Genomic DNA, 14,177 nt, shown 5'->3' on the forward strand with positions numbered 1-14,177 from the left:
GCATCCTTAATCCTCGACCACCCAAGTGTCCTTGGTTCCGCCACCCTGTGACGAGTTGACCACTAACGATCCTTCACGCAAGGCAACGCGTGTGAGTCCGCCAGGGACGACACGGGTTTCTCGTCCGGACAGCACGAATGGGCGCAAGTCGATGTGTCGCGGGGCAATGCCGTTTTCGACGAACGTCGGGCAGGTCGACAGGCACAAAGTGGGTTGAGCGATATACAAGTGGGGCCTGGCTTTGAGTCGGGCACGAAAGGATTCGATTTCGGCAGCCGTCGCCGAAGGCCCCACCAGCATCCCGTAACCGCCGGAGCCCTGGGTTTCCTTGACCACCAGGTCCGGCAAATTTGCCAGCACATGGGACAACTCTTCCGGTTTACGACACTGCCAGGTCGGCACGTTCTGCAGGATCGGCTCTTCGTCGAGATAGAAACGGATCATGTCGGTGACAAACGGGTAGATCGACTTATCGTCAGCCACTCCAGTGCCGATCGCGTTGGCCAACACTACATTGCCTGAACGATAGGCCGACAAAAGCCCCGGCACGCCCAACATCGAATCCGGGTTGAACGCCAATGGGTCGAGAAATGCATCGTCCAGTCGCCGGTAAATCACGTCCACCGCTTTCGGGCCATCGGTGGTGCGCATAAACACCCGATCATCACGCACAAACAAATCGGCGCCTTCAACCAGTTCAACGCCCATTTCCCGCGCCAGAAACGCATGCTCGAAAAACGCGCTGTTGAACCGCCCTGGTGTCAGTACCACAACGCTTGGGTTATCCAGCGGGCTGGAACTCTTCAGGGTGTCGAGCAACAGATTGGGGTAATGATCAACGGGCGCGATGCGCTGTGCAGCAAACAGCTCGGGGAACAAACGCATCATCATCTTGCGGTCTTCGAGCATGTAGCTCACACCGCTTGGTGTACGCAGATTGTCTTCGAGAACGTAATAAGTCCCGTCGCCATCGCGTACCAGGTCGACACCAGAAATATGAGAGTAAAGATCGCGATGCAGATTAAGACCCTGCATCGCCAACTGATATTGCTCGTTGGCCAGCACCTGTTCGGCAGGAATGATCCCGGCCTTGATGATGCGCTGGTCGTGATAGAGATCGGCGAGGAACATGTTCAACGCCTTCACACGCTGAATGCAACCACGCTCGATAACCCGCCATTCGCTGGCCGGGATGCTCCGAGGAATCGTATCGAAAGGGATCAGTCGTTCAGTCCCCTGCTCGTCACCGTACAGCGTGAATGTAATCCCGGCGCGATGAAATAAAAGATCGGCCTCACGCCTGCGCTGAGCCAGAAGCTCAGGGGGCGCTTCACCCAGCCAGCGGGCGAATTCCCGATAATGCGGGCGGACCACCCCGCCTGCATCGTACATCTCATCATAAAAGGTGCGGGTCATGCCGTACTCCTTGTCACCTTGGACACATGGACCTTCGCAAGGCCCGTGCCAGCGGCATAAACGCTTTAAAATCAATTGGTTATACAATCAACAACGCCCCTTCGCACCATTCCTGTGCAAGAGGCACTCCAACCAATTCTCCTACGCCTCAAAGAGAAGCATCACACGGGCGGAAAAACTATTAGCAGCATAGCCAGAGTTGATTTCACGACAGGACTTTGTTTCTAGATAATCGCGTTCATGCAGACCAGCCAACATGTCCAAACGGGATCGGCGGCACAGCAAAACCGGCCCAGTGTCACAGGCAAGCGTGACCAAAACTGACTTTTCACCGAATTTCCCTTTCGGCCGCTCAACTGAGCGGCCTTTTTTTTCCCTTTTTTTTGGCGATGGCGTCATTGGGCGCCGCGATATGTTCATGTTTGCGTCTAGAGCACACAAACTAATCACTGCTGCGCGCCCCAGTGGAGTTGCCGAAGGCTGCGATGCGATTCAACGGACGACGAGTATCAGGCCGCTCGCGGTTCGTCGCCTCAGGCAACTCCGAGGGACAACTGTTACGCAAGGATCAAATCATTGGCCTCAAGCATGAAAGCGCTTTATCTCCTGTGTCACTCCCCAACCCTCGACCTCTCCATCCAGCGAGTCGATTGCCGTCTGAAAGTCCTGCTCGAAATCGCCGATCCCGTCATAGGTGGCGTACATCACTTTGCTCAGTTGCAAATGCCACGCGCCGTCGTCACGGGCATTGATTTGGGTATTGAGGGATTCACCACGAAACTGTTCGGCTGCCTGGCGTGCCCGCTCCTCGTCCGGGAACACCGCATAGAACTCAATGGGATGGATACGAGCGAAGTCAAAACCGCCTTCTTTCATGCGGCGCAGTACATTACTGCTGATGTCTTCTTGATAGGCTGTGCTCATGAAACGTCCTCCTATGCAACGATAGATAGAGTTTCAACCATCCCTGAACGCCCCTGCGAAGAAGGGGCGCAACACAACAGATAATCTGCCGCAGGGACTCAAGCATGTAGCTGCAAGGCCGATGCTGCTTTTACAAGACGGGCACCGATACGAGAACTGGCTCGGATAGATGCTTCATCAGCCTCATTTGCAGACTACGCCCATTGATAGCGAGTTGCCAATTGCCACATCAGACGCAACGGGAGTGACCCATCATGACGCTTGGACGATGGAAAGAATCTGTACTGAGTTCTGCTCTTTGAGTGTTTTCACCGTAGGTTCCGCGGTCCGACCTTCAAGGTCGTTCAGATCAAGATCGTTGGTGACCGGAAACAGCCGCTGACGCAGACGATGCGCGGCCTGCTCTTCACTTGGACGCTGCTCGGACTCAAGATCGAGGGTCTGCTGTACGCCGTCTTTATCCAGAAACGAAATTGTCCAGATTTTCATCAGTTTCTCCTGCGCAAGGCCGCAAACCGGCCTACAAAACTCGGACTTCGGTTTTCCGGTATTCGTTCCACCGATTTGTCAGCCAGGGGCTTGGTAAGAGGGCAAAAAAAGAGGCCTTGAGAGTAATCTCGAAGGCCTCTTTTTCAAGCAGTCATCAGACTACGGCTTGGCGTCTTTTACCCCCGCCGTATTGTCCAACAGGCTTTTGGTCGCGACCTGCAGGAAACTGTCCAGCTGCTTGCGCAACTGCGCCACATCAGGAGCATCAGGGATCAGTTCGGCATGAGGCTTGATGCCCAATGTATAGCTGTAGATCTTCGGTTCCATCTCCTTGGGCTCGATCAGAATGCGATCGCCCGTAACGATGGCCACCGTTTGCTCGCTGCCCGAGGGTTTGATCACGCCAAAGCCTTTATCGCCATCCGGCAGGTTCAGCAAATCTCGCCCCCAGCATTGATGGACCGTTTCGCCACCCAGGCGGCCCATGATAGTCGGCACGATATCGATCTGGGTTCCGACGATACTGCTGCGTGTACCGAACTTCTCTTGCAGGCCAGGCGCGATCATCAGCATCGGCACGTTGAAGCGGCCCAGGTCCATTTCAGTGATCTGCTCGTTGTTACCAAAACCATGGTCGCCAACGACGATGAACAAGGTGTCCTTGTAATACGGCTCTTTTTTGGCCTTCTCGAAGAACTGCCCCAACGCCCAGTCCGAGTAGCGCATGGCGGTGAGGTGTTCATCCAGCGAACCATGCCCGGTGACACGTTCCACCGGCAACTGGGCAGGCAGCGCGTAAGGCGTGTGGTTGGACAGGGTCTGCAGCAATGCATAGAACGGACGGCCATTCTCCTCGCGAGCCTTGAGCTCTTGCGCGCCACGATCAAACATATCCTGGTCGGACACACCCCACGTCGGATCGGAGAACACTGGATTGACGAAGTCGTTACGACCGATAAAGTTGGTCATGCCCTGGTTGCTGAAGAAACCCGACTGGTTGTCCCAGGCGAAATCGCCGTTGTAAACGTACACGTCGTCGTACTTGCGCGCGCTCAGCAGTTGCGGCAAGCCGGACAGTTTGTGGCTGCCTTCAGGCGTCTGCATCAAGTACTCGAAACCCGGCAGGTTCGGGAAGCAGGCCATGGTCGCAAACATGCCTTGGTGGGTGTGCGTACCGTTGGAAAAGAAGCGGTCAAACAGCAGGCCTTCCTTTGACAGCTTGTCAAAGTATGGCGTGATGTTGGACTCATCACCCAAAGCGCCCACCGAGTGACCGGCGAAGCTCTCCATCAGGATCACCACGACGTTCTTGATCGGCAGGGTTTTGTCGGCCGGTGGCGTGAAGTCACGACGCACAGCGGCAGTGTCAGGGTCGATCAGCTTGTCATTGGCCGTCAGCAACATATCGCGCACGGTCTGCTGCGCTTGCGCAGCCGGTAACGTGCCTTTCCAGATGTTGTCGCGGTCTTCGGACATCCGGCTCTTGGCAGCGGCGATCAACGTCAGCGTGCCATTGAGGCCCAGTGTATTGGCGAAATTGGATTCGGTAGTGTAGGCATCACCCCAGCGCAGCGGTGGACCTTGACGCAGTGTGCCGCGAGCAGCAACAACGGCAATCAACAGGCACACCACAAATACGCCAATACGGGTATACCACGGCGCAACCTTGCGATTGCTCGAAGTGCTCAAGCTGAACTGACGACTAGGACGAGTCGCACGATCCACGCCTTTGAACACCAGGCTGAGCAGCCAGGTGACCACCGCCCATGCCAACAGATAACGGACCACCGGAAAACCGTACCAAAGCATGCTCAGTACGGTTTTCGGGTCTTCCTTGACGTACTGGAAGACCAGGCCGTTCAGGCGCTGGTGGAACTCACGGTAGAAGTCCATCTCCATCAAGCCGAAGAAGGTTGTGAGGCTGGCGGCCAGCGTCAGCCAGAAACGAAAAAGACCCCGCATCGCCATCAGCCGCGCACTGAACAACGCCAGCAACAGCGGAATCAACAGATAAACCACCAGCCGCAGATCAAAACGCAGGCCATTGGCAAACGCTTCGATGAAGCTTGCGGCTGGCGTTTCGCCGATCCCTTCGCGGTTGTAGACCAGTAGCGCAACGCGCAACAGAGTGTAGAGAACCATCAACACCAGACCGCTCAGCAGCGTATACGCCAGGTGCGATTTGACAGTAGGTTGCGGCGCGCGCGCCAGGGCGTCCGTTTTGGCCATGTATTCTAGGATCCGTTGGATTCAGGTTGAAATTCGAAAAGCCTGTGCGCCCGAAGACAAAAAACCGGTCGGGATCGCGGGTGGCAAATATTACGTGATCGCCCACCGTTTACCACTGATGCACGCGATTCTTCATGAGAAGACGTTGGTATTGTTGCGAGAGCGCCCATTGCTTTGCCGCGACGCTCGTTTGATCAGGCATTTTGAAGCGCTGCGGATTTTTCAGCAAAAGCCGTGAAAATTCTGTTGTTTGTCGCAGCCTCAAATAATTGCTTACAAAGATGCGAAGTCGAATCGGCACCTATCTGAACGACTGATCGTATAAACCGAGCGAATACTCGATGGCGGCCAGCACCTTGGGGACTTCTTCGGCCAACCCGGCATTGGCCTTCAGGGAGTCTCGTGTGGCCATGACCAGTCGCTGCAAGCGGGGTTTAGGCTTGCGGATGCCACAGATCGAAGCCAATTCCAGAATCCCGAGACGCGAACCGAACAGACTTTTCGATCCAGCCAGACGCAGTGCGAGCGAGTCATCAGGAAGATAAGCCGTTGTGTTGACGATGTCGTAGGCTGGCGCTAGATGCGCGTCGCCGCCCAACGGATCGTGATAAAGAATGCCAAAATTCTTCAAGTGCGCGTCGCCATTTCCTACGATGCAACTCAGCGCAACGATATCGAAGAATTGTTCGAGAGATGCCTGGATCTGCTCGGGCGCACAAAATATACGGATGGCCTTGGCGATGTTTTCGTAACTGGAGTCATATTTTTGTTCAGTGCCCAAGCCCATCAGTACTGCCATGTCCTCAAAACCAATCGCGCGTTGATCGGCTTCACGGTCAAAGCGACGCATGACGAACAATTGTCGATTATCCGACAAGTAAAATTCGGGCACTGGCATCCCCGCACGGCGCGCCGCGTCCATGCACAAGAACTCATTGACGGCCAGACCCGGAAAGTCGTTGCGACCGGACTTCACGATCAGCTCGGGCATCAGCATTGTCGCTTTCGGGCCTGACTCGAAGCCAGAAACCTCGGGCACGATGACCTTGGGCTGGACGCCTGAAATGCCGGTGCGCAGGAGATAACTGTCGACCAGTTCGGTGAAAAGATCCTCAGTGCCACTCCAACTGAGGATTTCAGAGAGACTTCTCCCAACCGCAGCCCGCTGGCTGGCAAGCAGTTCGTCAATGGCCGCGGATTTCACGGCGACACGCCCCACAGGCGAGCCGCTACCCGTCAGGGCGATCAACAACATGGGATCGATAGGCGTGGTCTTGGCCAGACGATTGCGTAACTGTTCCAGCACATAACCTTCCGGCAGGTTCATCTGGAACACCGGATGCAAGCTGCGCGACATGAAAGCATTATCACGAACCGGCATGGTAAGACTGACCTGCGAACGGGGATCGCTGTCCAGGCCGTAGCGAAACAGGTAATCGCCGATGTCGGTCGAGGACAACTCTCCACTATCGCCTTCAGGCGTGAAAATCCTTACCCGATGCAGAGGCTTCACTTGAACACCTCACGCAGCTCTTCGAATGAAGGTCGGCGTGCCGGTACAACGCTCAATTCAGCGTTCAGCGCCGCCAGCACTTTTGCATACAGGTTGATCGAGACTGTGGGGCTGCCTTTTTCAATTTCCGAGAGTTTTTGCCGAGTGACGCCCGCCTGCGCCGCCAGATCGATCAGCGTCAGACCTCGGGTCTTGCGCATGCCTTCAATCTGTCGCCCAAGACGTTCGACCAGTAATAGAGCGTCCATTTGTCATGCCTGTATAACATTTCATCAGCGATGGAATGTATACGTAACAAATGGAAAACACCAGAAAATGTTACATATGAGTAACATTCTATTTAAAAGTTATACAAGCGTAACTTTTAGTCAGTCATTGCTTGGCTTGTTCACCGCTTGCAAAACGTACTGCGGCAGCGCAAAAGCGCCGATATGCACTTCCGGGTTGTAGTAACGAGTGAGAATGCCGCTGCCGGCGAAACGCTGACGAAGAGTCTCCAGTGGCAGCTTGCGATAGGACGTGTTCGTCGCACCCCAGGCAAAAGTCATGGCGCCGCCGATGTAAGTTGGAATGGCCGCTTGATAGAAGTGCCAGTCGGTAAACAGACCGCGCATCCGTCCGGCAGTGGTTTGCACGCCGCTCAGTTGCATGAATGGCGTGCCGTTCTGGGTCACCAGAATGCCGCCCTCGTTCAGGCAGCGATGGCAAGCCTGATAAAAGTTTTCCGAAAACAGCACTTCGCCAGGACCAATCGGGTCAGTGGAGTCAGAAATAATGACGTCGAATTTTTCCTGGGTAGTGGCGACGAAACGCATGCCATCGTCGATCACCAGGTTCAGGCGTGCATCCTCGAACGCACCTTTGGAATGGTTGGGCAGAAACTCCTTGCACATTTCGACCACGGTGGCGTCAATCTCGACCATGGTGATGTGTTCGACGCTGCGATGTTTTGCGACTTCACGCAGCATGCCACCGTCACCGCCGCCGATAATCAGCACGCGCTTGGCGGCGCCATGGGCCAGGATCGGCACGTGGGTGAGCATTTCGTGATAGATGAACTCATCGGCTTCGGTGGTCTGGATCACGCCATCGAGTGCCATCACACGTCCCATGCGCGGGTTCTGGAAGATCACCAGATGCTGATGCTCGGTGCGCACTTCGTGGAGCAGTTTTTCTATACGAAAGCGCTGGCCGTAACCTTCGTACAACGTCTCTTGATAATCGCTCATGGGTAGATCCCCGATAAATGCTGGTGACTGGACGGCGAGCCGCCCATAAGAAAGGCGCGCATTCTACGTCGCCGAGGATGACAGGTCGAATCTCATGGCTAATCTGGCCGGCACGCCGATCAGCGCGCAGAAAAAACGCCTGACTGCATACCGGCAATCAAGCGTCGGGTGGAACAGGCTCATTGAGCAGCTTAAATACGGACGTTGCCTCGCGGACCGGCGATCGCCCAGATGATCAGACCGAGAACCGGCAGCAGCACGATCAGCAAAACCCAGAGGATTTTCATCCCGGTTTCGGCGCCGCTTTTCAGTACATTGATGATGGCCCAGATATCCAGCGCCAGAATGATCAGTCCAATCAGACCATTGAATGTAGAACCCATGGTGTTGCTCCTTAGTGAGGCTTGCCCTGCTTAGGAAAGCGGCGCCCTGCAAGGGTTCCGTGCGCGGGCATATTTGATACGGCGCAGTACACCGCTGCCCACTTATTGGATAACCCGGTAACGCGGTACATCAGCAGGACCTACGCCTTCCGGTCAATTTGCCTTGAGTGCTTGAAGGGCTGGCGCCACGGCAATCCCCAGCTCAGCCCCCAACTCGATCACCCGCGCTTGATCGCAGCCGTACACCAGCACAGCCTGCAGCTCGTCATCCAGCGGTTGGCTGATATTCATCAGCACGTAACCGCCCACGTCCTTGTTCATGCTGCTCAACTGAATCTGAATCCGATTCAGCGCTGTGAGAGGCTCGGTCTTGGCCAACTGTTTTGGCTTGATGTTGAATGTCACACCCGGACCGAACGACGCCATGATCTGCTCCAGCAGATCCATATAAGTGTCGGCCTGGAACAGCACCGTTTCCGGCAGACTGCCAATGACGACCCACTCACCCAGAGCAATAGCAAAGGTGTCGTCGTAATTGATATCGGGATTGGCCGCAAGAAAAGCCTGCGGTCCGGCATAAGCCTGAGCGGCCTCGGCGGCGATCATAGCGATTTCTTCGTCACCCATGCAGCCGGAGCTGATTTTACGGATGAATTCGATAAGCTGCGCTTTCATGGCGATGAGAGTCCGGGCAAAAAAACAGGCGCGAAGAATAACGGGAAATCCTTCACGCCTCTATCTGTCGATTCACGTACTCAATTACACCCCGAGCCTGGTCAACTGGTCGGCGGTTTCACTTGCCCCCATGGTTTGTGCCGCCATCAACGGGGTTACGCCCTTGGCATCCTGCACGTGCGGATTGGCACCCTTGGAAATCAGGTAGTCAACAATCGCCGTGCGGTTGAACATCGCCGCCATCATCAATGCTGTACGGCCATCAGCCGAGGCACCTTCAACATTCGCTCCACCCTCAACCAGCAGACGCACAACCTCCAGATCGCCCTTGAACGCCGCACCTGCAATCGGGCTCTGACCATTGTCATTACGGACTTCTGGATCGGCCTTGTGCTTGAGCAGTACCTTTACTGCCTCCTGATGGCCGTGATAGCTGGCCAACATGAGCAATGTGTCGCCTTTGTGGTTTCGCAAGTTGGGTGTCAAGCCGTTCTCCAACAAGCGATCGAGCATCACCGCATCGCCTGCGCGCGCGCGATCAAAGACCTGCTCGGCAAACTCCAGCGCTTCGTCATCGGTCATGCGCGTGGCAGAACCTAAGGGTTTAGCGTTGTCGGACATTCAGTGCTCCTTGAGCGCCACAGGCGCGTGATTAATTGATACGTTCGCCGCAAATCTCAGACCCTCATGTTTGCGGTCAAGTTTCCATGCCATGTGCGGACGATGGCAGGCACATGGCTGGGCGGCCAGAAAAGGTTTTCGATAGCCCCCATAGACGCAGCCGTCTGTCTGAATGAAGTGCATTGCAGCGAAAACTCGTACAGGTAAAGTACATAAAACCGACAGATCGAGGTCAGAGCTCTCAGTAAGCCGGACATCCTCCTCCTTGGCCGCCTTCACACTCTGGCAAATTGCAGGACACTTGATGGCTATTCATGCAATTTGCACGAAGCACAAAAATTAGATTATTCATAACTCATTGTTTTTTAATGAATTAATAAACCATAAAATAGTGGCACAGTCACTGCACTAGTACTTCCAAGCTTGTTATCCCTGAGCAATGGAGCCACTAGACATGACTTTCATCCAAGAAAAATTCTCGTCCGTATTTTCAGATTTCGAAGTCACTACTCAATCCCGTCCAGACGGTGGTGTGTTGCTGTCGTTACGAAACAGCGAAGGTAAGCAGATCCGCCGTTCGGTCTCGTACGCACAATTGCATACCCCGGTTCAGCTGGAATGGGTGATCAGCGCCATCCGCCGCGACTTGGCGGCTCAGGCCAGTGAATTACCCGCAATCTCAATGCTGCAAAGCCAGCATCGATTTGATTTGCCGACTTACCACACGCGTTAAACGTTTTATGTCGCTATGGCGACGTTCTTTGACTCCCCTGTTTCTGCCAGTTTGTTGCCGCGAAAGCTTTCGAGCTCTCGCGGTTTTTTTTGCATCAATGTTCAATAGTACTGGCGGGAGCCGGAGTTACTGAATGATGCCACGGCATAAGGCTTCGCCTACTGCTTGTGCGCGATTGGACACACCAAGCTTTGCGTAGATGCTTTTGAAATGATGCTTTACCGTTGCCTCCGAAACCTCATTGATTAGGCCTATTTCCCACGCTGTCTTGCCTTGTCTCGCCCACTTCAGGGTATCCACTTCCTTTTGAGTCAACGAACGGTTGTGCAGTTGCCTACCATTACCCGCGACATGCAGCATCGGCACCAGGCTGGCCAGCAGATAACGGTCGGTGTGAGTAAGCGGCCTTTCCATAGCGTTCAACGAACAAATCGTCACCACCCCGTTATTCGATCGGCTCTGACTGGAATAACCGTACGAAAAACCCGGTAACAGATCGCAATCTTCCACCGCAGCCATATAGGCAGCCGACGGCGGGTAGGTGTCGAACGCCTCGTTCCAGTCAAGGAATCCCATGGTTTGCCGGAAATAGCGCACGACGGGATCCTCGATCATCAACCGTCCCTGACAATACAGATCCTTCCAATACCCATCGACATTGGAGGTGATGCAGCTCAGCAGTACACCGCTTCTGTACTGGTAAAGCATTGCTCGCTTGCAACCGCATTCGCCCCTAAGCCATTCCAGAGCGTTGATAATGGCCGCATCGCCGTCCATATCGGTAATGCTGGTCACCATCTGCTGTATCAATGGGTTCAGTGTCCCCGCTTCCATATTTTTCATTTCCCCTCCTTTAAAATCTCTGTGTGTCGTCCCTATTGGTGTTTTCTTTTTTATTGAGTACAGCTTCGGTGAATACAGCCGCCGGGATGTCCCTGTCATGCAAACAAACACATGGCAGCGACATCGCGAGGGTTGCCGGGATCCGACAGACGCAGGGTTACACAGTCAAAGGGGGTTAAACATAAAAGCGAAAACAAACAGGCATCACTGACTTATAAACAAGCCGCTTCCCACAGGACTACAAAAATTTGCTTACATCTTTACTGCGCCATTTACATAACGACCCACTCAGAGAGTGAATCGTTATGTGTGGGGTATGGGGCTCCAGGCACTCAGTAATGCGTAGGATCGATCACGACAAAGCTTGCAACATTCGGATGACCGAGCAACTCGCCACCATTGCGCACCAGTGCGCAGGTCGCCATGCCCGCCTCCTGCGCTGCATCGAGCTCTTCGACAATGTCGGACAGAAAGAGTATCTCCTGCGCCGCGTGACCGATTGCAGCGGCGATGGTCCGGTACGATTGCGATTCGCGCTTGTGGCCCGAGGTGGTGTCGAAATAGCCGCTGAACAGCCCTGACAAATCGCCTGCTTGAGAGCAACCGAAAATCAACTTTTGTGCCTGTATGGAGCCTGAGGAATAAACATAGAGTTCATAGCCCTCCTGATGCCAGCGCTTGAGCGCCTCCACCGCATCCGGATAAACGTGCCCCTTGAGTTGCCCCGCCTGATAACCCTGCGCCCAGACCATGCCTTGCAACGCTTTTAGCGGCGTGGCCTTGCGGTCCTCGGCGATCCAGTCCAGCAGAATCTCGATCACCCGTTCGACGTCGGCGTCAGGCTCATGGTTATCCGCCCGCACAAGGTCCAACTGCGCAGCCACAGCAAGCTCGGTGGCATGCTGACGGACATAATCCGGCAAATGAGCGGCGGCGTAGGGGAACAGCACATCGAATACGAAACTCACAGCGCTGGTGGTACCTTCGATATCGGTCAGAATCGCTTTGATGGACATCTAAACCTCAATCTTCCAGTCGCGGGAATCGGCCCGCGATGTCGTCGCCAGTGAAATTCGCCACCCAGCCTTCAGGGTTGTTGAACAGGCGAATTGCGACGAAGTGTGGATTTTCGCCCATGTCAAACCAGTGGCGAGTGCCTGCGGGGACTGAAATCAGGTCGTTCTTTTCACAGAGCACGGCGTAGACAAAATCACCGATATGCAGCGTAAACAAGCCACGACCCGCCACGAAAAACCGTACTTCGTCTTCGCCATGCTGATGTTCTTCCAGAAATTTGGCGCGAAACTCAGTTTTTTGCGGGTGATCGCTGTTGAGGCTGATGACATCAACCGTCACATAACCGCGCTCGGTCATCAGCGTGTCGATTTGCGTGCGATAAGCGTTGATCACCTCATCCTGACTTGCACCCGGAGTTATCGGCGTGGATGCCTGCCAACGGTCAAACGCCACACCGTGTTCGGCCAACGTCGAGGCGATATCCTCAACGTGGGTCAGGACCTTGTTCGGCACATCAGGGGATGACACATGGTAAACGGACAGGATGCTCATGACGGTAGTTCCTCGGTTCGGTCCACGCCTGCCGGCTTTCTATCCGGTCAAGTGCGTTCATTCAGGCAGTGCGCGCGGTCTACAAAGACCGCATTCAACGATTCAGGATGGCGCGGGTTTTCAATTCACATTCGAACAGGAATTCGAACGCCTCGATTTGGCGTAATGCATCGCTCATCTTCGCCCCCCAAGTGTATAGCCCGTGACCCCGAATCAGATAACCGGCGCAATCGGGGTGATCATCGAGCCAGGGCTGGACTTTCGAGGCGAGCCGCGCGATATCCTGATCGTTGTCGAAAATCGGCACCAGCACGCGGGATTCATGCGTGACAACGCCGCTGAAGGCCTTTTGCAGCTCGTAGTCCTCAAACACCAGATGATCGGCGTCGGTCAGTCGCGACAACACCGTAGCGTTGACGGAATGAGTGTGCAACACCGCCCCCACTTGCGGTTTGCAGCTATACAGTTGGGTGTGCAGCAGGGTTTCCGCCGAAGGCTTTTTGCCCAGTTCCAGACTGTTGCCAGACAGATCCGTCGCCAAGACATCATCAATACCCAGCTGCCCCTTATGCTTGCCCGAAACAGTCAGCAGCACCTCGCTGGCCGACAGCCGTGCCGAATAGTTGCTGCTGGTGGCGGGCGACCAGCCACGACCATAAAGGAATCGCCCGGCTTCAATGATCTCAATACTCAGCTGTTCGCGATTCATACGCGCTCCTCTTTCATACGTGTGGCACACAAGATGGCGGCCGCCAGTGCCGCAACACTGGCGATGCTGAAGGTCCATCCGGCGCCCAGTGCATTCCAGCTGTAACCCGAATACAACGCCCCCATCGCGCCGCCGGTCCCGGCCAGTGCCGCGTAAAGTGCCTGCCCCTGCCCTTGCTGCTGTGGCCCGAAGCTACGTTGCACGAAATGGATGGCAGCAGCGTGAAAACTGCCAAACGTTGCGGCATGCAACACTTGGGCGAAAATCAACAACACCAAATGTTCGGCAAAGTTGCCCAACAGCAGCCAGCGCAGCGCGGCCAAGAGGAAACTGGCCGTCAGTACCTGCTGCACCGTAAAGCGCTGCAGTAGGCGGCTCATCGCCATAAACATCAGCACCTCGGCGACCACGCCCACCGCCCAGAGCACGCCAATGACCCCGCGACCGTAGCCCAGCCGCTCAAGATGCAGGGTGAGGAATGTGTAATAAGGCCCATGACTCAACTGCATCAACCCAACGCAGGCATAAAAAGCCAGCACGCCGGGAGACGTGAGCTGCCTGAGGAACCCGCCCACCTGAATGCGCTGACTCGCCGCCACAGGACTGGCATTGGGCACCCACCAACTACTAGCGACGATCCCCAGCATGATAAACAGCAAGGCCTGCGGGTAGGTATCTAGGCTAAACCACTCGAACACGCGACCCAGTGCGACCACGGTCAGGATAAAACCGATAGAGCCCCACAGTCGGATCTGGCTGTAGCGAGAAATCTGGCCCCGCAAATGCGCCAGCGTGATCACCTCAAATTGCGGCAGTACGGCATGCCAGAAGAACGCATGCAGCG

At 55.1% G+C, this 14,177-nt stretch carries 16 protein-coding genes; 1 reads left to right on the forward strand and 15 read right to left on the reverse strand.

Features of this window, described 5'->3' with window-relative positions; all coding sequences use genetic code 11:
• Window positions 1-6: 6 nt before the first annotated feature.
• The 10 genes from VGC62_RS05035 to VGC62_RS05080 all read right to left on the reverse strand — a co-directional run bounded on the left by VGC62_RS05035 (window position 7) and on the right by VGC62_RS05080 (window position 9,479).
• Complete coding sequence (locus VGC62_RS05035) at window positions 7-1,416, reverse strand: circularly permuted type 2 ATP-grasp protein (RefSeq protein WP_331185966.1); 1,410 nt, start codon at window positions 1,414-1,416, stop codon at window positions 7-9.
• A gap of 582 nt (window positions 1,417-1,998) precedes the next feature.
• A complete protein-coding gene (locus tag VGC62_RS05040; RefSeq protein ID WP_331185967.1) occupies window positions 1,999-2,340 on the reverse strand; it encodes a ribonuclease E inhibitor RraB in 342 nt (113 codons plus the stop codon).
• A 252-nt stretch (window positions 2,341-2,592) separates the two neighbouring features.
• Window positions 2,593-2,829 (reverse strand): hypothetical protein, encoded by a 237-nt coding sequence (locus VGC62_RS05045; protein WP_331185968.1) that lies wholly within the window; start codon window positions 2,827-2,829, stop codon window positions 2,593-2,595.
• Window positions 2,830-2,988: 159 nt separating this feature from the next.
• Entirely contained in the window at window positions 2,989-5,058 is a 2,070-nt protein-coding gene (locus VGC62_RS05050; protein WP_331185969.1) for an LTA synthase family protein, read from the reverse strand.
• 301 nt (window positions 5,059-5,359) lie between these two features.
• Window positions 5,360-6,571 (reverse strand): type II toxin-antitoxin system HipA family toxin, encoded by a 1,212-nt coding sequence (locus tag VGC62_RS05055; protein ID WP_331185970.1) that lies wholly within the window; start codon window positions 6,569-6,571, stop codon window positions 5,360-5,362.
• Window positions 6,568-6,819, reverse strand: a complete 252-nt coding sequence (locus VGC62_RS05060) for a helix-turn-helix domain-containing protein (protein WP_331185971.1) — start codon at window positions 6,817-6,819, stop codon at window positions 6,568-6,570. The genes VGC62_RS05055 and VGC62_RS05060 overlap by 4 nt, the downstream gene beginning before the upstream one ends.
• A 120-nt stretch (window positions 6,820-6,939) precedes the next feature.
• A complete protein-coding gene (speE, locus tag VGC62_RS05065) occupies window positions 6,940-7,800 on the reverse strand; it encodes a polyamine aminopropyltransferase (RefSeq protein WP_331185972.1) in 861 nt (286 codons plus the stop codon).
• A 191-nt stretch (window positions 7,801-7,991) separates the two neighbouring features.
• Entirely contained in the window at window positions 7,992-8,183 is a 192-nt protein-coding gene (locus VGC62_RS05070) for a PLDc N-terminal domain-containing protein (RefSeq protein WP_074755146.1), read from the reverse strand.
• A 153-nt stretch (window positions 8,184-8,336) separates the two neighbouring features.
• Window positions 8,337-8,858 (reverse strand): hypothetical protein, encoded by a 522-nt coding sequence (locus VGC62_RS05075; protein ID WP_331185973.1) that lies wholly within the window; start codon window positions 8,856-8,858, stop codon window positions 8,337-8,339.
• A gap of 84 nt (window positions 8,859-8,942) precedes the next feature.
• Window positions 8,943-9,479, reverse strand: coding sequence for an ankyrin repeat domain-containing protein (locus VGC62_RS05080; RefSeq protein WP_331185974.1), 537 nt, complete (start codon window positions 9,477-9,479; stop codon window positions 8,943-8,945).
• 454 nt (window positions 9,480-9,933) lie between these two features.
• On the opposite strand from VGC62_RS05080, the gene VGC62_RS05085 reads away from it, so the two are divergent.
• Entirely contained in the window at window positions 9,934-10,212 is a 279-nt protein-coding gene (locus VGC62_RS05085; protein ID WP_331185975.1) for a DUF3509 domain-containing protein, read from the forward strand.
• 126 nt (window positions 10,213-10,338) lie between these two features.
• On the opposite strand, the gene VGC62_RS05090 is transcribed toward VGC62_RS05085, so the two are convergent.
• The 5 genes from VGC62_RS05090 to VGC62_RS05110 all read right to left on the reverse strand — a co-directional run.
• Complete coding sequence (locus VGC62_RS05090; RefSeq protein ID WP_331185976.1) at window positions 10,339-11,055, reverse strand: LuxR C-terminal-related transcriptional regulator; 717 nt, start codon at window positions 11,053-11,055, stop codon at window positions 10,339-10,341.
• A 332-nt stretch (window positions 11,056-11,387) separates the two neighbouring features.
• Complete coding sequence (gene mtnC / locus VGC62_RS05095) at window positions 11,388-12,071, reverse strand: acireductone synthase (protein ID WP_331185977.1); 684 nt, start codon at window positions 12,069-12,071, stop codon at window positions 11,388-11,390.
• A 7-nt stretch (window positions 12,072-12,078) separates the two neighbouring features.
• Entirely contained in the window at window positions 12,079-12,624 is a 546-nt protein-coding gene (locus tag VGC62_RS05100) for an acireductone dioxygenase (protein WP_331185978.1), read from the reverse strand.
• A 94-nt stretch (window positions 12,625-12,718) separates the two neighbouring features.
• A complete protein-coding gene (locus tag VGC62_RS05105; protein ID WP_331185979.1) occupies window positions 12,719-13,333 on the reverse strand; it encodes a methylthioribulose 1-phosphate dehydratase in 615 nt (204 codons plus the stop codon).
• Window positions 13,330-14,177, reverse strand: an 848-nt coding sequence (locus VGC62_RS05110; RefSeq protein WP_331185980.1) for an MFS transporter, incomplete at its 5' end; no start/stop codon positions are given. The genes VGC62_RS05105 and VGC62_RS05110, both read right to left, overlap by 4 nt.

The sequence above is a fragment of the Pseudomonas sp. genome, from assembly GCF_036404235.1.
GTDB lineage: Bacteria > Pseudomonadota > Gammaproteobacteria > Pseudomonadales > Pseudomonadaceae > Aquipseudomonas.

Bases quoted from the DNA above. Each gene is read 5' to 3' on its own strand.
- VGC62_RS05085 (WP_331185975.1), top strand. From the start codon at position 9,934: ATGACTTTCATCCAAGAAAAATTCTCGTCCGTATTTTCAGATTTCGAA.
- VGC62_RS05105 (WP_331185979.1), bottom strand. From the start codon at position 13,333: ATGAATCGCGAACAGCTGAGTATTGAGATCATTGAAGCCGGGCGATTC.
- VGC62_RS05080 (WP_331185974.1), bottom strand. From the start codon at position 9,479: ATGTCCGACAACGCTAAACCCTTAGGTTCTGCCACGCGCATGACCGAT.
- VGC62_RS05035 (WP_331185966.1), bottom strand. From the start codon at position 1,416: ATGACCCGCACCTTTTATGATGAGATGTACGATGCAGGCGGGGTGGTC.
- VGC62_RS05040 (WP_331185967.1), bottom strand. From the start codon at position 2,340: ATGAGCACAGCCTATCAAGAAGACATCAGCAGTAATGTACTGCGCCGC.
- speE (WP_331185972.1), bottom strand. From the start codon at position 7,800: ATGAGCGATTATCAAGAGACGTTGTACGAAGGTTACGGCCAGCGCTTT.
- VGC62_RS05045 (WP_331185968.1), bottom strand. From the start codon at position 2,829: ATGAAAATCTGGACAATTTCGTTTCTGGATAAAGACGGCGTACAGCAG.
- VGC62_RS05090 (WP_331185976.1), bottom strand. From the start codon at position 11,055: ATGAAAAATATGGAAGCGGGGACACTGAACCCATTGATACAGCAGATG.
- VGC62_RS05060 (WP_331185971.1), bottom strand. From the start codon at position 6,819: ATGGACGCTCTATTACTGGTCGAACGTCTTGGGCGACAGATTGAAGGC.
- mtnC (WP_331185977.1), bottom strand. From the start codon at position 12,071: ATGTCCATCAAAGCGATTCTGACCGATATCGAAGGTACCACCAGCGCT.
- VGC62_RS05100 (WP_331185978.1), bottom strand. From the start codon at position 12,624: ATGAGCATCCTGTCCGTTTACCATGTGTCATCCCCTGATGTGCCGAAC.
- VGC62_RS05075 (WP_331185973.1), bottom strand. From the start codon at position 8,858: ATGAAAGCGCAGCTTATCGAATTCATCCGTAAAATCAGCTCCGGCTGC.
- VGC62_RS05050 (WP_331185969.1), bottom strand. From the start codon at position 5,058: ATGGCCAAAACGGACGCCCTGGCGCGCGCGCCGCAACCTACTGTCAAA.
- VGC62_RS05070 (WP_074755146.1), bottom strand. From the start codon at position 8,183: ATGGGTTCTACATTCAATGGTCTGATTGGACTGATCATTCTGGCGCTG.